The 25,229-nt window shown below is 64.6% G+C and carries 16 protein-coding genes; 9 read left to right on the top strand and 7 right to left on the bottom strand.

What is annotated here, in order from left to right; all coding sequences use genetic code 11:
* Positions 1 to 150: 150 nt before the first annotated feature.
* A complete protein-coding gene (locus tag HDG32_RS08405; RefSeq protein WP_184065449.1) occupies positions 151 to 2,205 on the bottom strand; it encodes a sigma-54-dependent Fis family transcriptional regulator in 2,055 nt (684 codons plus the stop codon).
* Positions 2,206 to 2,515: 310 nt separating this feature from the next.
* Here HDG32_RS08405 and HDG32_RS08400 point away from each other — a divergent pair, with 310 nt between their 5' ends.
* The 5 genes from HDG32_RS08400 (at position 2,516) to HDG32_RS08380 (ending at position 9,918) form a co-directional block, all read left to right on the top strand.
* The gene (locus HDG32_RS08400; protein ID WP_184065446.1) at positions 2,516 to 4,042 is read left to right on the top strand and encodes an aldehyde dehydrogenase family protein; all 1,527 of its coding nucleotides are present in this window, start codon (positions 2,516 to 2,518) and stop codon (positions 4,040 to 4,042) included.
* Between the two features lie 373 nt (positions 4,043 to 4,415).
* On the top strand, positions 4,416 to 4,667 hold the full coding sequence (locus HDG32_RS08395) for a PAAR domain-containing protein (RefSeq protein WP_184065443.1): 252 nt from the start codon (positions 4,416 to 4,418) through the stop codon (positions 4,665 to 4,667).
* Positions 4,664 to 8,557: a type VI secretion system Vgr family protein gene (locus tag HDG32_RS08390; protein WP_260336407.1), complete on the top strand. Its 3,894-nt coding sequence runs from the start codon at positions 4,664 to 4,666 to the stop codon at positions 8,555 to 8,557. Before HDG32_RS08395 ends, HDG32_RS08390 begins: the two co-directional genes overlap by 4 nt.
* 1 nt (position 8,558) lies before the next feature.
* Positions 8,559 to 9,161: a hypothetical protein gene (locus HDG32_RS08385; RefSeq protein ID WP_184065440.1), complete on the top strand. Its 603-nt coding sequence runs from the start codon at positions 8,559 to 8,561 to the stop codon at positions 9,159 to 9,161.
* A 154-nt stretch (positions 9,162 to 9,315) separates the two neighbouring features.
* Positions 9,316 to 9,918: a hypothetical protein gene (locus HDG32_RS08380; RefSeq protein ID WP_184065437.1), complete on the top strand. Its 603-nt coding sequence runs from the start codon at positions 9,316 to 9,318 to the stop codon at positions 9,916 to 9,918.
* A gap of 59 nt (positions 9,919 to 9,977) precedes the next feature.
* On the opposite strand, the gene HDG32_RS08375 is transcribed toward HDG32_RS08380, so the two are convergent.
* The 6 genes from HDG32_RS08375 to hemC form a co-directional block, all read right to left on the bottom strand.
* Entirely contained in the window at positions 9,978 to 10,328 is a 351-nt protein-coding gene (locus HDG32_RS08375) for a diguanylate cyclase (RefSeq protein WP_260336406.1), read from the bottom strand.
* A gap of 337 nt (positions 10,329 to 10,665) precedes the next feature.
* A complete protein-coding gene (locus HDG32_RS08370; RefSeq protein ID WP_184065430.1) occupies positions 10,666 to 12,405 on the bottom strand; it encodes a SulP family inorganic anion transporter in 1,740 nt (579 codons plus the stop codon).
* A 114-nt stretch (positions 12,406 to 12,519) separates the two neighbouring features.
* Positions 12,520 to 13,548, bottom strand: coding sequence for an SDR family oxidoreductase (locus HDG32_RS08365; protein WP_184065746.1), 1,029 nt, complete (start codon positions 13,546 to 13,548; stop codon positions 12,520 to 12,522).
* A 249-nt stretch (positions 13,549 to 13,797) separates the two neighbouring features.
* A complete protein-coding gene (locus tag HDG32_RS08360) occupies positions 13,798 to 14,988 on the bottom strand; it encodes a heme biosynthesis protein HemY (RefSeq protein ID WP_090803508.1) in 1,191 nt (396 codons plus the stop codon).
* Between the two features lie 2 nt (positions 14,989 to 14,990).
* Positions 14,991 to 16,982, bottom strand: a complete 1,992-nt coding sequence (hemDX, locus tag HDG32_RS08355) for a fused uroporphyrinogen-III synthase HemD/membrane protein HemX (RefSeq protein WP_184065427.1) — start codon at positions 16,980 to 16,982, stop codon at positions 14,991 to 14,993.
* Positions 16,982 to 17,980, bottom strand: a complete 999-nt coding sequence (hemC, locus tag HDG32_RS08350; protein ID WP_184065424.1) for a hydroxymethylbilane synthase — start codon at positions 17,978 to 17,980, stop codon at positions 16,982 to 16,984. The genes hemDX and hemC overlap by 1 nt, the downstream gene beginning before the upstream one ends.
* A gap of 546 nt (positions 17,981 to 18,526) precedes the next feature.
* Between hemC and ppc the strand changes: the two genes are divergently transcribed.
* From ppc to HDG32_RS08330, 4 genes are all read left to right on the top strand, one after another.
* On the top strand, positions 18,527 to 21,772 hold the full coding sequence (gene ppc / locus HDG32_RS08345) for a phosphoenolpyruvate carboxylase (protein WP_184065421.1): 3,246 nt from the start codon (positions 18,527 to 18,529) through the stop codon (positions 21,770 to 21,772).
* 164 nt (positions 21,773 to 21,936) lie between these two features.
* Entirely contained in the window at positions 21,937 to 22,749 is an 813-nt protein-coding gene (locus tag HDG32_RS08340; RefSeq protein WP_090803503.1) for a helix-turn-helix transcriptional regulator, read from the top strand.
* Positions 22,750 to 22,889: 140 nt separating this feature from the next.
* Positions 22,890 to 24,296, top strand: a complete 1,407-nt coding sequence (gene argH / locus HDG32_RS08335) for an argininosuccinate lyase (protein ID WP_184021209.1) — start codon at positions 22,890 to 22,892, stop codon at positions 24,294 to 24,296.
* Between the two features lie 362 nt (positions 24,297 to 24,658).
* Complete coding sequence (locus tag HDG32_RS08330) at positions 24,659 to 25,192, top strand: TonB C-terminal domain-containing protein (RefSeq protein WP_184021206.1); 534 nt, start codon at positions 24,659 to 24,661, stop codon at positions 25,190 to 25,192.
* The last annotated feature ends 37 nt before the right edge of the window (positions 25,193 to 25,229 follow it).

Raw genomic sequence — 25,229 nt, 5'->3', positions numbered from 1 at the left:
GGGGGTTACGTCCATGATCATCACGCGGCGCGCGCGGCGGGCGGGCGGCCATCGGGCGCCGCAGCCTTCGTCACCCATGTGACTCGACTCATAGGGAAAACTGGCCGGTCACCGCGGCCATTATCGATTGGTCCTGCGAAAACTCCCGCGTCAATCCTCTTCCGCCACCCGCCCCGGCTGCACAGCCGGCATCCTGCGATAGATCGTGTTCCGCGAGACCCCGAGTGCACGCGCCGCGGCAGACACGTTTCCGCCATAGCGCGCCAGCGTCATCGCAACCACAGAGGTGGCAACATCCTGCAGCCGAGCACCGTCGGGCAGCGACGCATCGCCAGCAGCAGGGGCATCCGCAGCCGAACCGGCCGAAATGGCTGACGAGCTCGAAGCAGCCGGCGCAGCAGAGTCCCCCTGTCCAACCTCGCCATCGCCGCAACCCGCGCCCCCCACATCATCCAAAAAATCATCCGGCAAATGTTCCCAGCGAATCACCCCATCCTCCTCCACCATCGCCGCCGCAGTCCGCAGCAGATTAGCCAGTTGCCGACAGTTACCCGGCCACGCATGTCGGCCGAACACCGCCATCACATCAGCCGCAACGCTGAGCGCCTGCCGCCCCCCGCTTTCGACTGATTCCCACTGCAACATCTTTTGAACGACGACCGCGAGATCGCTCCGCTCACGCAACGCCGGCAACCGAACCGCAAGCCCGTTGATCCGATAGTAAAGATCCTCACGAAACTGATTCTGCGCGATCATCTCGCGCAAGTTCCGGTGGGTCGCGCAAATAATGGAGACATCGACAGGAACCGCCCGCGTCGCCCCAAGCGGCGTCACAACCCGCTCCTGCAAAACACGCAGCAACCGCACCTGCAACGAATACGGCATATCCCCGATCTCATCGAGAAACAGTGTGCCTCCATTCGCCTGCATCAGCTTGCCGATCGCCCCTTTCCGCCGCGCTCCGGTAAACGCACCCTCTTCATACCCGAATAGCTCAGATTCGATCAGCGACTCCGGAATCGAAGCACAGTTAACCGCAACAAACCGCCCATCACCTCGCGGCGAATCGTTATGAATCGCCTGCGCGAGCAACTCCTTGCCGGTACCGGTCTCGCCGGCGATCAGAATCGGAATATCCTTGCCGAGCACCTTGCGAACCTTCGCGATCAGTGCGGACACACGAGCATCGCCGGTATCGAGATCGCTGAGCCGCGACAGTCCCGCAGCCGGCTGGCGCGCGTTTGCGCATACCGGTCGCGGTGCGGCGACACCTTGCACATCCACCGCCCCATGCCCCAGCCCAAACGACGCCCGCCTGAACTGCCCGCGCGCGCAAACCACCGCACCGTTGTGCAAATTCAGCATCAGATGCGGCGCGACGCCATGCGTCAAACGATCGATCAATTGCGCATACGAGATCTGAAATAGCGACGACAGCGTATGCGCGCGCAACGCAGCGAGCGACAAGCCCAACTGAAACTGCGCACTTCGATTCGCGGACAGAAAGCGACCATCATCGGTAAACGCAATGATCCCTTCCATCAGTGTGCCGAGAAACTCAGGACGTCCGTGGAAAGATACTTGCAGGACGTCGCGAAACGCAGTCGAGAACAGATGGTTTTCGATCATCTGCACCGACATTTTCGCGAGTGCCGTCGTGTGCTGGTGATAGCTGCGGTGGTCGCCCGTCACGTCGAGCACGCCGATCAGATCGCCGTACGGATCGAGAATCGGCACACTCGAACAGGTCAGGAAGCGGTTCGCCGCCAGATAGTGCTGATCGCCATGAACGACCATCGCACACCCCTCGGCCAGCGAGGTACCGATCGCGTTGGTCCCCTGACGATCCTCGGCCCAGTTCGCGCCAGGCCGCAGCGCCACTTTTTCCGCGCGATGCAGAAAGTCGTCGTCGCCGATCGAATGCAGGATCAACCCGTCGGCGTTGGTCAGCACGATCATGCTTTGCGTGTTGACGATCTGCTCGCGCAGCGTCTCCATGACCGGCATCGCATGCGCGCACAGCGCCTGGTTCTGTTCGCGCTTCAGCGCGAGGCCCGTGTGGGACAGAATGTCGTAATCCGGCCGGATCGATGCGCGCAGGCCGAACGTCTCGGAGCGTTCGTGGGCTTTCTGGATCGCCGGTGCGGGCCAACCTTTGGAGCGATTAGCCGCCGCCACGCTGAGCGGATGAACGTCGTCGCGCATTGTCTCCTCCTGAATGCGCCCGGGTCGTGCCGGACGCTTTGATGCGTGTCAACAGAATACTCCCTTTGTCAGTGCGCCCGACGCGTGCGGCGACCCCGCGCGGGCCCGCATCCTTGATCTGCGTCAGCGTCGGCCGGACCTGCGGCGTTTCTGAACACCCGCAGCCCGCGCAACTGTTCCGAAACGAAACACTTCCGCCATGCGGCTCACCGCAATCCCTGAAATATCCCACTTCGATGCATTGGTACGGTTCGTGCCTGATGTGGTCCCGCGCAGTCACCCGATCACCATCACAAAACGGAGACAAGTGATGAATCCATTTGACCTGAAAGCCCTCGGCATCGACATCGAGTATCCCTATCGCCAGCGTTACGAAAACTACATCGGCGGCAAGTGGGTACCGCCGGTCGGCGGCGACTATTTCGACAACGTGTCGCCGATCAACGGGCAGCCGTTTTGTCGCGTGCCTCGTTCGAACGCTGCCGATATCGACCTCGCCATCGACGCCGCGCACGCAGCGCGCCGCAAATGGGCGAAGACGTCGGTGACAGAACGCGCGAACCAGTTGCTGGCGGTGGCCGAGCGCATGGAGAAGAACCTGAAGCTGCTAGCGGTGGCCGAGACGATCGACAACGGCAAGCCGCTGCGCGAAACGATGGCCGCGGACCTGCCGCTCGCCGTCGATCATTTCCGCTATTTCGCGGGCTGCATCCGCGCGCAGGAAGGCGGCATCTCGGAGATCGACGACAACACGGTCGCTTATCACTTTCACGAGCCGGCTGGGGTGGTCGGTCAGATCATCCCGTGGAATTTTCCGCTGCTGATGGCCGCATGGAAGCTCGCGCCCGCGCTCGCGGCCGGCTGCTGCGTCGTGATGAAGCCGGCCGAGCAGACGCCGGCTTCGATACTCGTGCTGATCGAACTGATCGGCGACCTGTTCCCCGCCGGGGTCATCAACATCGTCAACGGCTTCGGCAAGGAAGCGGGCGAAGCGCTCGCCACCAGCAAGCGCATCGCGAAGATCGCGTTCACGGGCTCGACGCCGGTCGGCAAGCGCATCCTGCACGCAGCCGCGGACAACCTGATCCCGTCGACGGTCGAACTCGGCGGCAAGAGCCCGAACATCTTCTTCGCCGACGTGCTCGATCGCGACGACGCGTTCCTCGACAAGGCGCTCGAAGGTCTCGCGATGTTCGCGCTGAATCAGGGCGAAGTGTGCACGTGCCCGTCGCGCGTGCTGGTTCAGGAGTCGATTTACGAGCGCTTCATCGAGAAGGCGATCGCGCGGGTGGAACGCATCAAGGCTGGCCATCCGCTGAACCTCGAAACGATGATCGGTGCGCAGGCATCGCAGCAGCAGCTCGACAAGATCCTGTCGTATATCGACATCGGCCGGGACGAAGGGGCGCGGTGCCTCGTCGGCGGCGAGCGCGCAACCCCTGGCGCCGGCCTCGGCGAGGGTTTCTACGTGAAGCCGACGATGCTGTTCGGCAACAACGATATGCGTGTGTTCCAGGAGGAGATCTTCGGGCCGGTCGCCTCGGTGATGACGTTCAAGGACGAACAGCAAGCGATCGAACTCGCGAACGACACGTACTATGGCCTGGGCGCGGGCGTGTGGACTCGCGACGGTACCCGCGCTTACAAGTTGGGACGCGAGATCGAGGCGGGACGCGTGTGGACCAACTGCTATCACCTGTATCCGGCGCATGCGGCCTTCGGTGGCTACAAGCAGTCGGGGATCGGGCGCGAAACACACAAGATGGCGTTGTCGAACTATCAGCAGACGAAGTGTCTGCTGGTCAGCTATCAGGCGGAGGCGCTGGGGTTCTTTTAAGCGAAGTGCGCGTCGTCTATGGACGGCGCGTGCCGAAGAATGCAGCCGTGCGGCGTGGTGGCCGCTCCGGCTGCATCAATCGATGCGAAATCACGAAGTCCCCTCAGACCTCAGTCCGCCTCGACTTCTCCGCCAAAGCCGCATTCCGTCATCAGTCTTTCTAAAACCGGAAGCATCGGCTCGCGAGCGCGCTGTTGGCAGGTTCATCCGGGGCCTCGGCGCATGAGGGATGCTTCTTCCTGGAAGCTGTGAGATCCCGTTCGCCCGACAAATCAAATAAATCGCCTACATAGGCTAAAAATTCATCCAATTCCGAATGCTCCTGGTTGCCCCGCTCCCGATACTGTCGTTCGCACATAACAGAGGATGAGCGATGAAGAACGGCAACGGCCAGCCGATGATCCGGCTCGCAGACAAGACGACGCACGACGGCACGGTCATCGAGGCCGCGACAGACCTCATGCACATGGGCATCCCGGTTGCACTCGATGGACACGGCGTCGAGTGTCCGAGGTGTGGCGGTGTCTATCCGATCACCGCGACCGGCCAGCGAACCCACAACGGCAAGCGGGTCAGCCATGCCGGCGACAGGACGGGCTGCGGCGCGATCCTGATCGCTTCATGATCGCTTCCCGATTGCCACGAAACACCGAGCTCCTTGCACGCATGGTCGAACCCGCACAGGACCGCACGCTAGGTCTTTCCAGTGACGCGCTACCCACATGGGGCAATGAGCCTTTGCTGGCTCCGCTACGCCTGCGCGGCACCGAATCCCTGGGCAAGCTCTATCGATACACGCTCGATGTGGCGACGATCGAAAGTCCGACGCTCGGATTGTGGCAAGCCCAGGAACTGGTCGTACCCGATAACCTGATTGGCAAAGTCATCGACATTTCGATCGCGTTCGACGGGAACGGATTGTTCGGTCAACAGGAGTTGGAATCCGGTGACGTGGCACACGCGGGCGCGGGCCGCCGCACGATTTCGGGGCTCGTCACAGGCATGAAACAGACCGGCACCGACGACCGGCGCGCCCATTACCGCTTCGTCGTGCGCCCCTGGCTGTGGCTGGCCACGAAGAACCGCGAAAGCAGGATCTTTCAGGACGCGAGCGTGGTGGACATCACCGACCGGATACTCAAGGAGCGTTATCACTTTCCGGTGGTGATGGAGTTGGGCGCGACCGGTCTGTGCGAAGGCTACCCAAAGCGGGACCATGTCCGGCAGATGTGGGAATCCGATTTCGAATTCCTCACGCGGATCTGGAGAGAATGGGGAATCTACTATCTGTTCGACGGAATGACGCTGGTACTGTGCGATTCGCCCGGCTCGCACAAACAGCACGACAACGGCTACGACACTATCCGCTATCACGCGCCTGACAGCCGGCACGTCGACGAAGAACACATTCACAGGCTCGAGGTCTCGCGTCAGATCACGACGGGCAAGGTCAGTCTGATCGACTACGACTACACGCGCCCCGGCATGCACTTCGAGGGCGAGTACGAGAGCTTCAGCGAACGGGCCTTCGACAACATCGAGCAACACGGCTGGGGCGACTACTCGCAACCGCTCGCCGGCGCGACGGGATTGTCGGGTAGGCCAAATAACTTCCGCAATGAAGCCGAACACCTCGCGAGCGTGCGCGTCGACGCAATGCGCTGCCACCGGCTACGTCTGAAGGGCCGAGGGAATCTGCGCGGCCTGACAACCGGGAAAACATTCTGGCTCGACAACCATCCGCAATGCGACATCAACGCCGAGTACCTGGCGGTATCGACCACACTCGACATTCGCAACGCGCCGCAGAACACACAGCCGTCCGATAACGACACGAACGACGCGTTGCGCCGGTGCGTGACCAGCTTCGTGCTTCAGCCTGCCAATACATTCTTCAGAAACCGCCCGAAGAAAAAGCCGCGCTGCGCGGCGGAAACGGCGATCGTGGTTGGGCCCGAGCACCAGCCGATCTGGGTCGATGGATACGCGCGCGCCAAGGTGCGTTTCGTGTGGGACCGGCTTGGCCCGAAAAACGAGAGCGCCAGTTGCTGGGTGCGCGTGTCGTCGCCGTGGCAAGGCAATGGCTTCGGCGCGATCTATCCGCCGCGTGTCGGTCAGGAGGTCATGGTCAGCTACCACGAAGAGGACCCGGACAAGCCGTACGTATCGGGCCGGATGATCAATGGCTGGAACCAGCCGCCCTGGAAACTACCGGATAACCAGGCACTTTCAGGCGTCTTGAGCAGTGAGCTCAAAGGTGGCTGCGACGGCCAGACCAATCACGTCGTACTGGATGACACGCCGGGCCAACTCCAGGCACAGCTCGCCAGCGATCACGCACGCTCGCGCCTCGTGCTGGGCTACAACACGCGGGTCGTGCGCGAGGCCGGCCGACAGCAGGCCCGCGGCGAAGGCTGGGAACTGGCCACCGACGCTTGGGGTGTCGCGCGCGCCAACAGAGGCATGCTGATCACCACGGAGGCGCGTCGCGGCGCGACCGAGCCGGCAAAGGATCTCGGCGAGACCGTGGCGCGCCTCACGCAGGCGCGCGATATCCACGAGAACCTCGCGGGTCTCGCGCGGCAGTATGAGGCACAGGAGCAGCAGACCAGTCAAAACGACGTATCGCGGGCCATCAAGGCGCAGAACGAGGCGATACGCGGCGTCGCGGCGCGTGCGGACCTTCCCTTCCCGCAACTGGGCGCACCCGACATGGTGCTGGCCAGCGCGGCGGGGGTCGGTCTCACCGCAGCGCAAAGCACGCACGTGGCGAGTATCGAACACATCGCGCTCACAGCGGGCGGACACGTCAGCATGGCGGCGGCGAGATCGCTGCTGGCGTCGGCAATCAACGGCGTGCGGGTGTTCACGCAGAATCTCGGCATCAGGCTCAAGGCCGCGTCAGGCAAGGTGCGAATCGACGCGCAGAGCGACGATGTCGAGATCATCGCGCAGCGGGTCGTCAGCATCATCAGTAGAACCGATTCGATCAATCTGATGGCCAGCAAAGAGATCGTGCTCCATGCGGGAAGCACGAAGGTGGTCATCAATTCGGAAGGGTACAGGGTCTATACGGATGGAGAGCATCGGGTCCATGCGCGTGGTCATCAAACCGACAGGCCAGCGGCGCGGCCTGTCAGTGTGCCGGTAACGCCCGGAAAGCCGGGCAAGCTGGCCGCGCATCATGTTCTGATCGAACACGATACGGGCTTTGCACTGCCGAACCAGCCGTACCGGATCACCCTCGACGATGGTCAGGTGATTCAGGGCGTGACCAATGCGCTGGGAGAAACGAGGCTCGTCACGAGCAATCTGCTTGCATTCGCGACGGTTGAAGTGTTCGCCAAGAGTGAACCGGACAAGGTTATTGCGGTGAGCAGAGGCGCGGTAATCAGGGAGGCGGACGAGCCGTTTGCGGGCGCAGTGCCCAACGCCGAGAAGCGCGCCGCCAGGGTCGCAGGAAAGGCCGTGGCCTCTCCCAATCAAAGCGCGACGACGGAAGACAAGCCGCCCGAATTCGTTTCATGCGATCCGATGAACTTCGGTCTGCGCTTTCATCACTTCATCAACGGTGCGACCGAGGCTGATGCGCCGGCTGGTATATCGATGCGCAAGGATGTTGAATATCCGGTGACCAAGGCTTATACGGCTGCGATCAAGACGGCGTTGCAGGGAATCGATTGGGCCGGGGTGACGTGGCCGTTGACTTCCAGTTTGAGAGACATGATCCAGAATGCGGTCAGGTCGAAATTGGAAGACGCGCTTGCTGCCGGGCCCTTCGGATTGCCACGAAGCGATGCCGCCAACCCGAAAAATGGTGGTGCCATGCCAGAGCTTGTGATTGTCAATCCGCTGCGGGCAACACAGTACGCTCTGCGACAGGATGTCAGCGCAGCGTTCATCGGTGGCGATTGGGTTATCGCCGTCAACGAGAGCGAGATCGCGCACATCGTCGAACTCGGGGGCCAGCCGGCCTCGCTGGATAGCCGTCTCAGGGCATTCGCCGACACGCTATATCACGAGTCTCGCCACTGCCAACAGTACTTCTGGATGGCTTCTTTGCTTCAGCACTTTCCGGACGACTACAGGGACCTGCCAAATGTCCAAACGTTGTATTGGTCGACGATGCTGCAAGAAGCCTATATAGCGGCTGGAAACACACCGCTACCCGACGATCATCGCGTTCACATCGGTCTGCACAGGATGCTTGTATTCCACTACTACTGGCTGACTTCTTACCTGCACGACAAGCCCGGCTGGGAGTATGTCAGGCGAGATCTCCCGCTTGCCGAAAGGAAAGTGTGTGACCTGCTGAACGTCTCTGCTGAAACAGCACGAAAAATGGCGCAATTCGAAACCGGCTACAGGAGCCAACTTCATGAAGAAGATGCCTACGCCTGCGCGGAGGTGGTTCAGGCGTACTGGCAGAATCCTGGTGATCCTCTCGTTCGCAATCCCGGTACATGCACAGCTCAGTACGCCGACGCCCTCAGGACCGTCGGGGCCAGGAGCTGAGATGAGACCGACTGTGACCGATGCTCAGCGCGACATGGCCTTCAGGATACTGATCACGGCAATGGCGATCCTGCGCGACGACCAGCCCTTCAATCCCGTGCATACGATATTCGGCAGCATTCTTGCGGCGCGACGAGAGCGCGGCGTGGTAGGCGTTACGGAGTATTCCTTCGTGAATCCGGTGTTGCCGGACACGCAAATCATCGTAGTTGTGGTACCCGATCCGCTCGACCCCTCGGCCGACCGCACGAAAATCAAGCAGGTCGTGAGGCGCTTCACGATCCGCTTCAATCCACTATTGACGGACATCAACCGCTCGACGCTGGAAGATCTCCTTCAGGTCAATATCGGCTACTGGATCGACGGCAAAGGCGAGCGACGGCCCGGCAATGATATGGGAACCGTGCCTCCACAGATTCGTCTGCATCACTATCGCTATCGTGCTTCGAATCTGCCAACGAGCCGATTTCCGGTGGATGTCGAATTTGCTTTCGGCGACCCCGGCCCAAAGAATCCAGCTCCGGACGAACCCAAAACGCCGGTCCTGATGGACGTTCGCCTCAATCGTGACTATTCCGCGTTGAAACGGCAACACCGTGAATGAAGCCCGTCTTGAACAGCAGGTGGCAAAGCGCCACGGCGCGCGGAAGTGGTTCAGGCCTACTGGCGCAATCCTGGTGATCCTCTCGTTCGCAACCCCGATACATGCACGGCTCAGTACGCTGACGCCCTCAGGATCGTCGGGGCCTGGAGCTGAGATGAGACCGATTGTGACCGACGCCCAGCGCGACATGGCCTTCAGAATATTGACCACGGCAATGGCGATCCTGCGGGACGACCAGCCCTTCGATCCCGCGCATACGATTTTCGGCCGCGTTCTTGCGGCGCGGCCTGAGCGCGGCGTGGTAGGTGTTACGGAGTATTCCTTCGAGAATCCGGCGTTCCCACGGACGGAAATCACCGTAGTTGTGGTACCCGATCCGCTCGACCGCTCTGCCGACCGCGCGCAGGTCAAGCAAGTCATGCTGGACTTCACGATCCGTTTCAGTCCACTGTTGACAGACATTAACCGCTCGACGCTGGAAGACCTCCTCCATGTCGATATCGGCTACTGGGTCGACGGCAACGGCGAGCGCTGGCCCGGCAACGATATGGGAACGACGCCACCGCAGATTCGGCTGCATGGCTATCGCTATCGTGCTTCGAATCTGCCGACGAGCCGATTTCCGGTGGACGTCGAATTTGCTTTCGGCGACCCCGACCCGAACGATCCGGCGCCGGACGAACCCCAAACGCCGGTCCTGATGGACGTTCTCCTCAAGCGTGGCTATTCCGCATTGAAACGGCAACACCGTGAATAGAGCCCGTCTTGAACCGCAGGTGGCAAAGCGCCGCATGTACAGAGACGACATCCGCATTTTCAGCTTTGCATGGACTCGCTTGCGACCACCCTGTTTCGCCCACCCGCCTTCGCGGCGTACAGTCGCTGGTCCGCGACCGCAATCAACCCCTCGAGGTCAAGGCAGTTATCCGAGACACTCTCCGCCACCCCGATCGATATCGTGAACCATATCTCACGGCCTGACGCGGTACGGGTTAATTGCGTCTCCTGAAGGACGCAGGCGTTGCGGGCGACGGCCTCGCGCACGCGCTCCGCAATCCGGGCCGCGTCGTCCGCGGTCGTATCGGGCAGCAGCACACAGAACTCCTCGCCACCCAGACGTGCCATCAGATCCCCCGGGCGCCCGGAGTACTGCCTGGAGCGAGGCATCCGGTGTTCGATCGAGCTGTGCTGTCCGGTCCGCAAGGAGCCCCTCGGCACTCTCGCGAAGAAACTGCAAGTGCTGCCTGTTATTCCGGACCGCGACATCGAGAACCCTGGCCTGAATCTCGAGCCGATGCGAACGGTTATCGAGCTCCCGGGCACGTACGAGAAAATATTGGTGTACGGCAAGAATCAACGTGACAACGAATACCACGCCGAAACACAGGATCACGGTATGCCGCGGACGTGAACTGGCGCGGTCCCAAACCGTTTTCGCAGGCGTTTTGGACGCGGACGGCAGGCGCATGCCGGCTCTCCGGTGATCCAGCTCCAGGTCCAAATACTATTCCTTCCCAACCCCCTCGACATAGCTATCAACCGCACTGTTTACCGTCGGATGAAAGCACGCATCGCCAATCAGATCCGTCAACTCGAAGCGTCTGAGCTTGTCGCGAACCGGATCCTTCACCTCTGCAAAGTGCAGCGCAATCCCGCGCTCGTCGAGCGTGCGCGTCAGTTCCCGCAGCATGTCGGCGGAGGTGACGTCCACGCTCGTCACCGGTTCGGCCGCCACCACCACACGCCGCACCGGTGCCGGCGATTCGGCGACGGCTTCCAGCAGGCGCTCCTGAAACTGCTCGGCATTCGCAAAGAACAGCGGTGCATCCCAGCGAAACAGCACGAGCCCGGGGATTCGCTGGGCATGCGGATAGCGCTGCAAGTCGTGATAGCCGCGCAAACCTTCGACGCGACCGAGCACCGCGTAGTGCGGTCGCCAGCCGTCCCACAGAAATTCGATGACCGCGATCACCACCGCGAAGCAGATGCCGGGAATCGCACCGAACACCGCGACGCCGGCAAAGCAGGCCATCGACAGCCAGAACTCCCATTGCTGGATGCGGAAAATCCGCTTCAGGTCCGTGATCTCGAACAGACCGATCGCCGCCGCGATGACGACCGCGGCGAGCGCACTGTTGGGCAGGTAGCGCATCAGATTGGGCGCGGCCATCAGCAGCGCCGCGACCGCCAGCGCGCCGACGACGCCCGTCAGTTGCGTCTTCGCACCCGCCGCCTCGGCGACCGGCGTGCGCGACGAGCTGCTGCTGATCGGGAAGCCGTGGAACAGGCCGGCCGCAAGATTGGCCGCGCCGAGCCCGACCATCTCCTGATTGGGGTCGACGCGGCTGCGAAAACGTGCCGCGAAAGTTCGCGACAGCACGCTGGTATCCGCGAACGAGATCAGCGCGACCGCGCAGCCGCCGAGCAGAATCTTGACCAGATCGGCGTCGGTGACCCACGGCAGCGCAAAGGTCGGCAAACCTTGAGGAATCTTGCCGAGCACTTTCACACCAATGCTATCGAGGTGCAATGCGGTTACGCACAACGTCGCGACGATCACGGCGATCAGGATGCCCGGCAGCTTTTCGAAGCGCTTGAGAAACAGGATCAGCACGAGGCTTCCAGCGCCCACCGCGAAGCTATACCAGTTGGATTTGCCATCGGCGATGGCCTGCACGAGGCTCACGATGTCCCGCAATGGCCCGCGCTCTTCGATTGAGATGGCAAACAGTTTGGGCAGCTGACTGACCAGCACGGCGAGCGCAATGCCGTTCATATAGCCGTATCGAATGGGTTTCGACAACAATTCAGTGATGAATCCCAGCCGCAGCAAGCCCATCACGATACAGAACAGGCCGGACACGATCGCCATCATGCTGGCCGCCGCAATCGCGCGCGACGGGTCGCCCGCAGCGATTTGCACCACGACCGCCAGAATCGGAGCGGCGAGCGCGGAGTCGGGACCGAGCACGAGAATCCGGCTCGGACCGAACAGCGCATACGCCAACAGCGGAACGATCGTCGCGTAGAGGCCGTACACGCCAGGGACGCCGGATGCCTCCGCGTAAGCGATCCCAACCGGCACCAGCATCGTGGTCAGTACCAGTCCCGCCGTCAGATCGTTCGGCAACCAGCTCAGCCGGTACGTCTTGAGCACCGTCAGTCCCGGCAGCCAGCGCATCCAGCGGCGCGCGCTGCTTACAGCAGTCTGTTCTTTGTGAGGAACTGGCCTGTCCGCGTCCATTTTTGGAATGTTCGTAGTCGAGGACGCCGCGCCACGGTTTGTGGGCGGTACCGTCATTCGAAGGATAGTCCAGACATTCCGTCGGCGACAGAGATGAGGCCGACCGGCCGCGCATCAGGGCCGCTTGCGCCTCAGCAGCCACGCGACGCCCCCCGCCAGCGCCATCGCTGCCGCGCCGTACACCGCATTGCGATGCCGATCGGTGAACATCTGCCAGCAGTACGCACGCGCCTCGTCATCGAAGCGACCATGCGAAGTGTAGTGGCCCGGCACCGGCTCGTAGAGATTCGCGGGCGCATCGGCGGGCAACGGTTCATCGGTCAATTGCCCGTCGTAACCCGCCCGCGCGAGATAGCGGTCGAGCAGCGTCGGCGCGATCCGGTTCGCGAGGATCGCCTTGACCGTCGACCACCCGACCCACACCTGCCGCCGTCGATGGGTGGCCGCAAAGTAGATCGCCCGTGCCGCCACTTCCGGCTGAAACACCGGCGCCACCGGCCGCGCCCTGCGCCCCGTGCGATTGAGCGCCCAGTCGAATTGCGGCGTATTGACCGCGGGCAGATCGACCATCGTCAGATGGATATCGACTCCGTTGTGCAGCAACTCGGAACGCAACGAATCGGTGAAGCCGCGCACGGCAAACTTCGCGCCGCAATAGATCGCCTGCAACGGCACCGACCGGTACCCGAGCGCCGAGCCGACATTGACGATCGTCCCGTGCCCGCGCGCGCGCATCACGGGGAGCGCCGCCAGCATGCCGTTGACCTGCCCCAGATAGGTCACCTGCGTGCCGCGCTCGACATCGCGCGCGCTGAGCGCCGACACCGGCGCAAACGCGGTCGCCATCGCGACGTTGACCCAGACGTCGATGCCGCCCCACTCGCGCTTCACGCGCTGCGCCGCGCGCTCGATCGCGTCGGCATCGGCGACATCGGCCGGAATGGCGAGTGCGCGCACGCCATAGGACGCGGCGATCTCCTCGGCGGCACGAGCGAGCCGTCGCGGCTCGCGCGCGATGAGCCCAACGTCATAGCCCTGCCGCGCGAATTCGGACGCGCTCGCGCGCCCCACGCCGGCACTTGCCCCTGTAATGACGACGACGCCCTTGCGCTCGACGTCGCCGCTGCGGGTCTCGGTTTGCACCGTCACAGCGTCGCTGGCCACTTTGAACACCTCCGAGGTTGCACATCCAGTGAGGTGGTGAAGCAAAGCGCAGTCCCGACGATTCGAGCTCGGGATCTACGAATTGCGCGCGAGTCCAGCGCACGCTCGGCCGCCGGGACGCCGGCCGCGGAAGCCGGAAAAAACAAAAGGCCGCAGCGCGGGGCTGCGGCCATCAGGTAGCGGTTTCCGAGGCTTGCGCGCTTCAGCGCATGGCCGAAAATGCCGAACTCACGTCACGTTCATCGCCAACGCACTCTCGCGATAGTGCTGGCTCGCCTTGTCGGTATCGCCCAGCTGCTCGTGCAGACGCGCGAGCGCGCGATGCGAGCGGATCTTCAGCGTCTCGTTGTCGGCAAGCTTCAGCGCGCGTTCGAGGAACGACTGCGCCTTGCCCCACAACTGCTGATGCAGACACAGACGCCCCAGCGCGAACATCAGGTCCGCGTCTTCCGGCCGATCCTTCTGCCACGCCTCGGCCTTCTGGATCAGCGGCAACGCGTCGCCGCCGGCCGTGTCCGGATAGCGTCGCAACAGGCGCGCATCCCAGTTCTGCGCGAGCGCCTCCTCGACGATCTTGCGCGCCTCCTGCGGACGGTTCAGCGCGACCAGCAGTTCGGCGGCGGTGTCGGCGAGGCGCGGCGAATGACGCTCGGTCGCCGACAGCGAGTTCCACAGTTCGAGCAGCGCGTCCGCATTGTGGCGACGATCGCGCAGCAGATTTTCCGCCGCCAGTTGACGCAGCCGCACCGCGACCGCCGGATGGATCGCCTCGCGCTTCTCCAGCGTCTTCACGAGCTTCAGCACTTCGCCCCAGTTCTTCAGTTGCTGCTGCGCGCGCAGCATGATTTGCTGCGCGTGAATGCGCCGCGCGCCCTGCGATTGCATCTCGGTCAGCGCATTGAGCGCGCCGTCGGCGTCGCGGCCGTCGGCGCGCATGTCGGCGGTGGCCATCAGGCGCGCGTCCTGCCAGTCGGCTTCGTCGATCTGCGCGAGCCATTCGTCGCGCCGCGCGTACTCATGCATGCGATGCGCTGCGGTCGCCGCGATCAAACCGGCCGCGCCCTTGTTGTCGCCATTCGTGAGCGCGTCCTTGGCGGCCTTTTCCGCGCGCGAGAAACGCCCCGCGTACAGGTTGCCGATCGCATCGCGCAACGCCGCATGCGCCTTCGCGACACGCGCGCGTGCGCGGTACGCGGCGACGCGCTGCGGCATGCGCCAGATATTGCGGATGATGCGCAACAGCGCATAGAGCAGGATGAACAGCACCACCAGCCCGACGACGAACAGGTTCAGCGACATGTCGACGCGGTACGGCGGATAGATCAGCAGCACTTGCCCAGCGTCGAAGCGCCCGCCCACCGCGAGCACGACCGCGACGGCGAACAGCGCCGCGAGCCATAGGAGTCCCCGGATCGCCATGATTAACCCCGGTTCCGGTATTGATTGACGGCCTGCAGGCTCGTATCGAGGTTCGGCAGCTCGACCGCGGCCGAATCGGCGTCCACCTGCTTGACCAGATCGATGACCGTCTGCGTGTCTTTCGACGACGCGTCGAAGTAGCGCGTCAACGCGGACTGCGCCGCCTGCAGGTCGGACTTCAGCGTGGTCTGGTTGCGCGACAGCAGCGCGAGACGCGCCGACAGCAGACGCAGCTTCAGGTTCTCGCGCACGAAGTAGCCTTGATCCGGCGTGACCAGCATCGCGTCGGCGTTGTCGATACGGCGCACCTGCACGAGGCTCGTCAGCTGTTCGGCGATGCCGTGCGTGACCTCGTCGATCCACACTTCCCAGCGCGGCTTGCCGGTGGCCGCGGCCACCTTCGCGGTGTCGGCCCACGTGGCCGCATGCGGCGTGGCACGCGGAATCGGTGCTTCACCCGACAGCGGCAGGCCGTTCACGCGATCGATCGCGTTGTCGAGCTTGATCGCGAGGCCGGTCAGATCGGTGGACGGCGCGGCCTTCAGCTTGTCGATGTCCTGCGCGATCGCCTTGCGCACCGCGACCGCCTGCGGACTGTCCGACGCCGCGAGGCGCATATCGGCGCTTTGCAAGGCGAACAGCGCGAGCTGCGTATTGCCGGTCAGCTGCAACTGCTGGCTCGCCGCCGACAGCATCTGCCCGACTTCGGCGAGCGTCCAGTCGTCGCGATTGCGCGCGAGATCCGCGTATTGCTGTTGCAGCGCCTGCTGCGCGGCCTGCGCATCGGCGAGCTTGCCTTCGAGCTGCGCGACCTGCGAGTCCGATTGATGCACGGTGGCGAGCGCCTGGTCGATCTTGATGCGCAGCTCGTTGGTCTGGGTGTCGTTGGCCTGCTGACGCTGCGCGAGTTCCTGCTCGGTGCGCACCAGCTTGCGGTTCATCGCGAAGCCGCCCACGCCCGCCGCGCACGCGATGACCACGATGACCAACCACAGCAGCGGTCCGCTCGCGCTGCGGCGCTTTTGCGCTTCGTACGGCGTGAAGGGTGGGTTCGGCGGCAAGGCGGCGCTTGCTGGCGGCTGGGGTGAGGCGTTCGTGGATGCGTTCGTTTCAGTCATGCGTGGTTGAGCCGGGTTGGACGATACCGGTTGGACGACGGGAGGCACGGCGGCTGCGGCAACGAGGGCTCGAACTATGCGCTCGTCGCCCGCGCCGGACACCGTAATCCTATCAAAACCCAATGCCCGCGCGGTCTGCGCGATGCGCGGATGCGGCGTGACGAGGGGCGCGTGTTTGAGCTGCTCGATCTCGCCGGCGGTCAGATGCTCGTGCGCGAGTTCGTGCAGATTGCGTACGCCTTCGGAGCTGGTCAGAAGCCATGCGTGCGGCGTGCCCGCGAGCAGTTCGTGCACGCGCGCCCATGCGCCGATCGACGGCTCCGGCACGATGCGCCGGTAAGCGGCCACCGCGTCGACTTCGGCGCCGGCTTCACGCAGGCGCTCGCTCAGCCATTCGCGGCCGCCGTCGCCGCGCACGATCAGCACGCGCTTGCCTTCGAGGCCCGCGGCACCGAGTTGCGCCTCGAGCGCGGCAAACAGGCTCTCGGAGTCGAAGCTCGTCGATTCGTCGTCGGCGCCCGCCGCGGGGCTGATCACGCGATGCTCGGGCGCGCTGACGCCGTGGCGCGCGAGCGCTTGCACGCTGCCCGGGCCGACCACGCCGATCGGCAGCGCATGCGGCCAGATATCGTGCTGGCGCGCGAACGCGTGATCGACTGCGTTCGGCGACACGAACACGACGAGCGCGTAGCGTTCGAGCGACGCGAGCGCGGCGCACAACGGCGCGTCGTCGATGACGGGCGCGATGTCGATCAGCGGGAAGTCGAGCGACGCGAGTCCGGCTGCTTCGAGCCGTTCGACGAGTTCGCTCGACTGGCCGGCCGGCCGCGTGATCACGACCGTGAAGGGCGCCTTCTCGGGCGAGACGGCGGCCATCACTCGCTGGCCGCCGCGCCGGGCGCGGCCGCGGGACCGCTCGCCGTACTGAGCGCGCGGACGATGTCGAGGGCGCCCTGCTGCACGAGCGAGTGCGCCACTTCCTCGCCGAGCGCGAGCGCGCGCTCGACGGTGGGCGCCGGCGCCGACGCCTGCGCGCTCAGCACGCGCTGGCCGTCCGGCGTCGCGACGATGCCGCGCAGATGCAGCGCGCCATCGCCCCAGGTTGCGTAGGCCGCGAGCGGCACCTCGCAGCTGCCGCCGAGCACGCGCGATACCATGCGCTCCGCTTCGACGGCGGCCGCCGTGTGCGGATGATGCAGCGGCGCGAGCCATGCGGCGAGGTCCGCGCGATCGGCGCGAATCTCGATGCCGAGCGCGCCCTGGCCCGCCGCGGGCAGACTGTCCTCGGGATCGAGCAGCGCGCGGATGCGATCGGCGAGACCCAGCCGCTTCAGCCCGGCCGCGGCCAGAATGATCGCCGCGTAATCGCCGCGATCGAGCTTGGCGAGTCGGGTATCGAGATTGCCGCGCAACGGCCGCACGTCGAGATGCGCATAGCGCATACGCAGCATCGCCTCACGCCGCAGACTCGAGGTGCCGACCACGGCACCGGCCGGCAGCGCGGCGAGCGAGTCGTACTGATTGGACACGAGCGCGTCGCGTGGGTCCTCGCGCTCCATGATGGTGGACAGAGCGAAACCGGCGGGCAACTCCATCGGCACGTCTTTCAGCGAATGCACCGCGAGGTCGGCGCGGCCATCGGCGAGCGCGGCTTCGAGCTCCTTCACGAAGAGCCCCTTGCCACCCACCTTCGACAGCGTGCGATCGAGAATCTGATCACCGCGTGTCGTCATTCCGAGGATTTTTACGTCACAAGATGGATATAATTTGTGCAGCGCACATCGCACATGCCCGGCTTGCCACATGGCAAGGCGGCTCTCTCGCGACGCAATCACAAGCGTGTGGGGTGGCGTGGAAAACGTCTCGGTGTTCATTAGCTTGCTGCTGGATGTCGGGATGGAATAACAATCAATGTTAGCACGCGCCCTCGTTCGCGCCCTTTGGTTCCAAGGCACGGCGAAGCGCCGTGCGCAAGCGGCATCGACGGAGGAGACGGGCTTCGCGCCACGCGCGAAGGCCCCCATTCCGCGTTGTCACGTACGGTCGTTCGCGCACTGCGCGGCGGCATGCGGGATGATGCAATGCGGCGAACATGCTGAGGCGATGCCTGACGCGTGTTCGGTCCCAGTGCGGGCTGGCAGCCCGTGGCTCCTCTCTCCCTCGTCGGCGTCGCGCGATTCGGCAGCGCTCGTGTCGTTCCGCGTACGCGGTGCGGCACGCGCGGGCCCCGCTTCTAGTGGGTCGAGCAATCGCCGTGTACAGTCGCCGTTTCAAGTCTCCGTTGCAGTTGCACTAGCAGTCCGTCTTGTAGTCCGTTGCGTAGTCCCTGTTGCACGCAGTTCACGTTGCACTTGCTGGTGGCAGTTCCGCAGTCGCAGTTCATCAATCAACAGACCCTGGCTTTCCCGAGGAAACTCATCGTGACGTCTTCCGGATCGGCGCGCCCCGCCCGCCGCAACACTGCCTCGCCCACCGCTCGCCCGGCCGACGCCGCGGCGCCTGACGCCCTGTCCGACGTTGCCGCGCACGCCATATCGTCGAGCGTCGGTCAACATGGCGACACGCGCGCCGACCAGCGCGCCAGGCGCCGCGCCCTCGCCGCTCGCGCCACCAAAGCCCCGAAGGCCGCGCAGACCTCGGTGCCCGTCAAGCAGGACAAGGCGCAAAAGGCGTCGGAAGCCGGCAAGGCCAGCAAGGCTGAACAGGCCGCGACGTCGGCCACCGCGCGCAAGCCGGCCAAGGCCAAGGCCAAGGTCGATGGCGACGCAAGACCCCCGCGCGCCGCGAAACCGTCGAAACCGAAGGACGTGCCGCCGGCTGAGTCCGTCGCCGCGACCACCGCGAAGAGCGGCGGCCGCACGCGCGAGGACAAGGACCACCCGCTGTTCCAGGACATCCGCTATCTCGGGCGTCTGCTCGGCGACGTGCTGCGCGAGCAGGAAGGCGAGGCGGTGTTCGACATCGTCGAGACGATCCGGCAGACGGCAGTGCGTTTCCGTCGCGAGGACGACAGCGCCGCCGCGCAGACGCTCGACAAGAAGCTGCGCACGCTGACGCCCGAGCAGACCGTCAGCGTCGTGCGCGCGTTCAGCTACTTTTCGCATCTCGCGAACATCGCCGAGGACCGTCACCGCAACCGCCGTCACCGAATTCACGCGCTCGCGGGCTCGGCCTCGCAGCCGGGCACGATCGCCCATGCGCTCGAGCGGCTCGCCGCGGCTGGTGCCGCCGCGACACCGGTGCTGCAGCGGTTTTTCGACGACGCGCTGATCATGCCGGTGCTGACCGCGCACCCGACCGAAGTGCAGCGCAAGAGCATTCTCGACGCGCAGCACGACATCGCGCGTCTGCTCGCCGAGCGCGACCAGCCGCTGACGAACCGCGAGCGAGCGCACAACGAAGCGATGCTGCGCGCGCGCGTCACGTCGCTGTGGCAAACGCGCATGCTGCGCGACTCGCGTCTGACGGTCGCCGACGAAATCGAAAACGCGTTGTCGTACTACCGCAGCACCTTCCTCGAAGAACTGCCGGCGCTGTACGCCGACATCGAGGAGGCGCTGAAGGAGCATGGCCTCGAAGCGCGCCTGCCGCCGTTCTTCCAGATGGGCAGCTGGATCGGCGGCGATCGCGACGGCAATCCGAACGTCACCGCCGAAACGCTCGAAAATGCGATCACGCGTCAGGCCGCGGTGATCTTCGAGCACTACCTGGAGCAGGTGCACAAGCTCGGCGAGGAGCTATCGATGTCGAATGTGCTCGTCGGCGCGAGCGATGCGCTGAATGAGCTCGCGGCCATCTCGCCCGACCATTCGCCGCATCGCACCGACGAGCCGTATCGTCGCGCGCTGATCGGCATCTACACGCGGCTCGCGGCAAGCGCGCGCGTGCGCCTCGGCGAAGGCAGCGTGCCGCTGCGCAGCGCCGGCCGCGGCGTCGCGCCGGTCCGCGCGATCCCCTACGACGACGCCGCCGACTTCGTGCGCGATCTCCACGTGCTGATGGATTCGCTCGCCGAGCATCACGGCGCGCCGCTCGCCGCGCCGCGTCTCGCGCCGCTCGCGCGCGCGGCCGAAGTGTTCGGCTTCCATCTCGCGAGCATCGATCTGCGGCAAAGCTCCGACATCCACGAAGCGGTGATCGCCGAGCTGCTCAAGCGCGCCGGTGTCGAGGACGATTACGCGGCGTTGCCGGAAGCCGACAAGCTGACCGTGCTGCTCGCCGAACTCGCGCAGCCGCGCGCGCTGCGCGTGCCCTCCGCCGACTACTCCGAGCTCGTGAAAAGCGAACTCGCGGTGCTCGAGGAAGCGCGCATGACGCGCGAGAAGTTCGGCGCGCGCGCGGTGCGCAACTACATCATTTCGCACACGGAGACCGTTACCGACCTGGTCGAGGTGATGCTGCTGCAGAAGGAAACCGGCCTGTTGCGCGGACGCCTCGGCGACGAGCACGACCCCGCGCGCGCCGGCCTGATGGTGATCCCGCTGTTCGAGACGATCCCCGACCTGCGCAACGCGCCGCACATCATGCGCGATCTGATCGCGCTGCCGGGCATTAGCGCGCTGATCGAACATCAGGGCAACGAGCAGGAAGTGATGCTCGGCTACTCGGACAGCAACAAGGACGGCGGCTTCCTGACGTCGAACTGGGAGCTGTATCGCGCGGAGCTTGCGCTCGTGTCGCTGTTCAACGAACGCGGCGTGACGCTGCGTCTGTTCCATGGGCGCGGCGGCACCGTCGGGCGCGGCGGCGGCCCGACCTACCAGGCGATCCTGTCGCAGCCGCCGGGCACCGTCGACGGTCAGATCCGTTTGACCGAGCAGGGCGAAGTGATCGCGAGCAAGTTCGCGAATCCGGAAATCGGCCGGCGCAATCTGGAAACCGTCGTGGCCGCGACGCTCGAAGCGTCGCTGCTGCCGCACGACCACACGTTGGCCGAGCTGCCGGTGTACGAGGAAACGATGCAGCAGCTGTCCGATACGGCGATGGCCGCGTATCGCGCGCTCGTCTACGAAACGCCGGGCTTCAAGGAGTATTTCTTCGAGTCCACACCGATCGCGGAGATCGCCGAGCTGAACATCGGCAGCCGCCCCGCGTCGCGCAAGCTGCAGGATCCGAAGCAACGCAAGATCGAGGATCTGCGCGCGATTCCGTGGGGCTTCTCGTGGGGTCAATGCCGGCTGCTGCTGACCGGCTGGTACGGCTTCGGCAGCGCGGTCGCCGAGCACCTCGACAGCGCGCCGTCCGACGCCGAACGCGCGCGCCGTCTCGCGCTGCTGCAGAAGATGCACAAGAGCTGGCCGTTCTTTTCGAACCTGATGTCGAACATGGACATGGTCATCGCGAAGACCGACCTCGCGGTCGCGTCGCGTTATGCCGCGCTCGTGACCGACAAGAAGCTGCGCAAGCATGTGTTCGAGCGCATCGTCGCCGAGTGGGAGCGCACGTCGAAGGTGTTGTCGGAGATCACCGGCAAGAGCGAGCGGCTCGCCGAAAATCCGCTGCTCGCGCGCTCGATCAAGAATCGCTTCCCGTACCTCGATCCGCTCAATCACCTGCAGGTCGAACTGCTCAAACGCTATCGCGCGGGCGACACGAATGCGCGCGTGCGGCGCGGCATTCATTTGAGCATCAACGGGATCGCGGCGGGGTTGCGCAATACCGGTTGAGGTTGCCGCATCGGCGGACAAAAGCCGGGTGTGGCCGACGCAGGTCACACCCGGCTTTTCTCATTGCGCGAATCCGGCCGCTACAATAGAGCCCGCCATGTACCAGTACAAGTTCGGCAATTATTCTGGTATCTCTATTACCCCCTCCACGCGCAGCCGATAGCATGACGACGCCGTCTTCCGCCGATCACCCGCCGCCGCTCGACGCCACCCCGGCCCGCGCGCTCGGCGACTTCATCCGCGCCCATCGCGAGCGGCTGTCGCCGCAGGCGGTCGGACTGCCGCCGGGGCCGCGTCGCCGCACGCCCGGTCTGCGGCGCGAGGAAGTCGCGCAGCTGTGCGGCGTGAGCCCGACCTGGTACACGTGGATCGAGCAGGGCCGGCCAGTGTCCGCTTCCGCCGATGCGCTCGCGCGCATCGCGGTCGCGTTGCAGCTGTCGCGCGCCGAGCGCGCGTATCTGTTCGAACTGGCTGCGCAACGCGATCCGGCCGAGCCCGACCCGGCCGCCGCCGATGCGCCCGCCACGCTGCTGCAAACCGTGCAGCTCATCGACACGCCCGCCTACGTGCTCGACCGGCAGTGGAATGCGCTTGCGTGGAACGAGCGCGCGGCCGATCTGTTCGTCGGCTGGCTCGACGGCGCGCACGACCGCAACCTGCTGCGCTACACGTTCACCGAGCCGGCCGCGCGCGCGTTGATCGTCGATTGGGAAACGCGCGCGCGGCGGCTCGCCGCCGAATTCCGCGCCGACTCGATCCGCCATCTGAACGATGCGCCCACACGTGGGCTGATCGATTCGCTGTCGGCCGCGAGCGACGAGTTCGCACGCTACTGGGCGTCCCAGGACGTCGGCGGGCGCGAAGGTGGCAGGCGCGAGTTCAACCATCCGCGCGACGGGCGCATCGTGTGTGACCAGATCACGTTCAAGCCCGCGCATCGCGAGGATCTGAAGCTCGTGGTGCTGGTGCGCGAATAGGCCCGCGATGGACGGCAGCGCTTTGGCCGCCCTCACCCGGTGTTAAAATCTTCGTCTTTCTTCGCTGCGGCGGCGCTCTTGCACGATTCGCGCACTCGCGTTGCCAGCCTCTTCACCGCTCGTTTTTACCGCCCAACACCATGACGTCCCAACTGCACAAAAAAGGCGAAGCCTGGTCGGCCCGCTTCTCGGAGCCGATGTCGGAACTCGTCAAACGCTACACGTCGTCGGTTTTCTTCGACAAGCGTCTGGCGTTCGTCGACATCGAAGGGTCGCTCGCGCACGCGTCGATGCTCGCCGCGCAGAAGATCATTTCCGCCGACGACCTCGCCGCGATCCAGCGCGGCATGGCGCAGATCAAAGGTGAAATCGAGCGCGGCGAGTTCGAATGGCAGCTCGATCTCGAAGACGTGCACCTGAACATCGAAGCGCGCCTGACCGCGCTGATCGGCGACGCCGGCAAGCGCCTGCACACCGGCCGCTCACGCAACGACCAGGTTGCGACCGACATCCGCCTGTGGCTGCGCGGCGAGATCGACCGCATCGGCGAGCTGCTCACCGAACTGCGCGTGGCGCTGCTCGAGATCGCGGAGAAGAACGCCGCGACCATCATGCCGGGCTTCACGCACCTGCAGGTCGCGCAGCCCGTCACGTTCGGCCACCATCTGCTCGCGTACGTCGAAATGTTCTCGCGCGACGCCGAGCGCATGATCGACTGCCGCAAGCGCGTGAACCGTCTGCCGCTCGGCGCGGCCGCGCTCGCCGGCACCAGCTATCCGATCGACCGTCACGCCGTGGCGAAGACGCTCGGCTTCGACGGCATCTGCGCGAACTCGCTCGACGCAGTCTCCGACCGCGACTTCGCGATCGAATTCACGGCCGCCTCCGCGCTCGTCATGACGCACGTGTCGCGCTTCTCCGAAGAGCTGGTGCTGTGGATGAGCCCGCGCGTCGGCTTCATCGATCTGGCCGACCGTTTCTGCACCGGCTCGTCGATCATGCCGCAGAAGAAGAACCCGGACGTGCCCGAACTCGCGCGCGGCAAGACCGGCCGCGTGAACGGCCATCTGATGGCGCTGCTCACGCTGATGAAGGGCCAGCCGCTCGCGTACAACAAGGACAACCAGGAAGACAAGGAGCCGCTGTTCGACACCGTCGATACGGTCGCCGACACGCTGCGCATCTTCGCCGAAATGGTCGCCGGCATCACGGTCAAGCCGCAGGCGATGCGCGACGCCGCGCTGCAAGGCTTCTCGACCGCGACGGACCTCGCCGACTATCTCGTCAAGCGCGGCCTGCCGTTCCGCGACGCGCACGAAGCAGTCGCGCTCGCGGTGCGCGTGTGCGCCGATCGCGGCTGCGATCTCGCGGACCTGACGCTCGACGAAATGCGCGGCGAACTGCCGAACGTCGCGCATCTGATCGGCGACGACGTGTTCTCGTATCTGACGCTCGAGGGCTCGGTGGCGAGCCGCAATCATCCGGGCGGCACCGCGCCCGAGCAGGTGCTGGCCGCGGTGAAAGCGGCGCGTGCGACGTTGAAGTAATCGACGCCTGGGCAGCGCCGTGAGCCTAAGCTTGCGGCGTAGCTGGTTGAACCGGAATCGAAAAGGCGAACCCGCTTGGCGGGTTCGCCTTTTTTATTGCCGCGTGTGAATGGCGAATCGAAGGCAAAAGAAAGCCCGCCAGAAGCGGGCTGAAAAGACTTCCACCGATGCCTCAGCAAGAGGCCATCAGAGTGTAGGCGGGTTTCGCTCGCCGACCAATGCGCGCACATTTCCGGCCATTACATCGGAACGCAAAGCGCCTCAGCGGGGCACGCACGATGACATCCGGCGGGCGAACGCCAATTGAATCCCGGCAGTTTTTGACTACCATTCAATCAGGTTCTCCTCGCGGTTCGTCGACGATGCTCTCTCGCACTTCTCCCCCTCCTGTTTCTCACCGTGTGGCTCTGCGCTCCTTCACGGCCGCTCGCATGCATCGGCTATCGCTCGCCGCGCTCGGTGTTGTCGCCGTGGCCGGTTGCACGATCACACCGCTGACGCCGCACGAAACCGTCAGCACACCGGTGGCCGCGATCAACAGCGCGACGCTCGATCAATATCGCGACGCGGTCGCACGACGGATCGTCGAGCGCAATCCGTCGTATGTGCTCCAGGGCAGGCCTCAGCCGATGCTGCGCTCGCTGGTGGTGGTGTCGTTCACGGTCGATCGTTATGGACACATCGTCGAGTCGTCGGTGTATCGCACGAACGGCGACGACGAAGCCGAAAGCACCGCGCTCGCGACGCTGCGCCGCTCGGCGCCGCTGCCGCTACCGCCCGGCAAGCTGCTCAACGGCCGCGGCCAGCTCGAGCTGTTCGAAGACTGGCTGTTCAACGACAACGGCAAATTCCAGTTGCGCGAACTCGCCTCGCCGCAAGCGGAAACCTACGACTGAGCGCGGTTGGCGCGTGCGCTGACACGCACCGCCCGGC

Source organism: Paraburkholderia sp. CI2, assembly GCF_014201055.1.
GTDB lineage: Bacteria > Pseudomonadota > Gammaproteobacteria > Burkholderiales > Burkholderiaceae > Paraburkholderia > Paraburkholderia tuberum.
The sequence above is the reverse complement of the archived record's forward strand: the minus strand, read 5'-3'. Positions and strand labels throughout refer to the sequence as shown.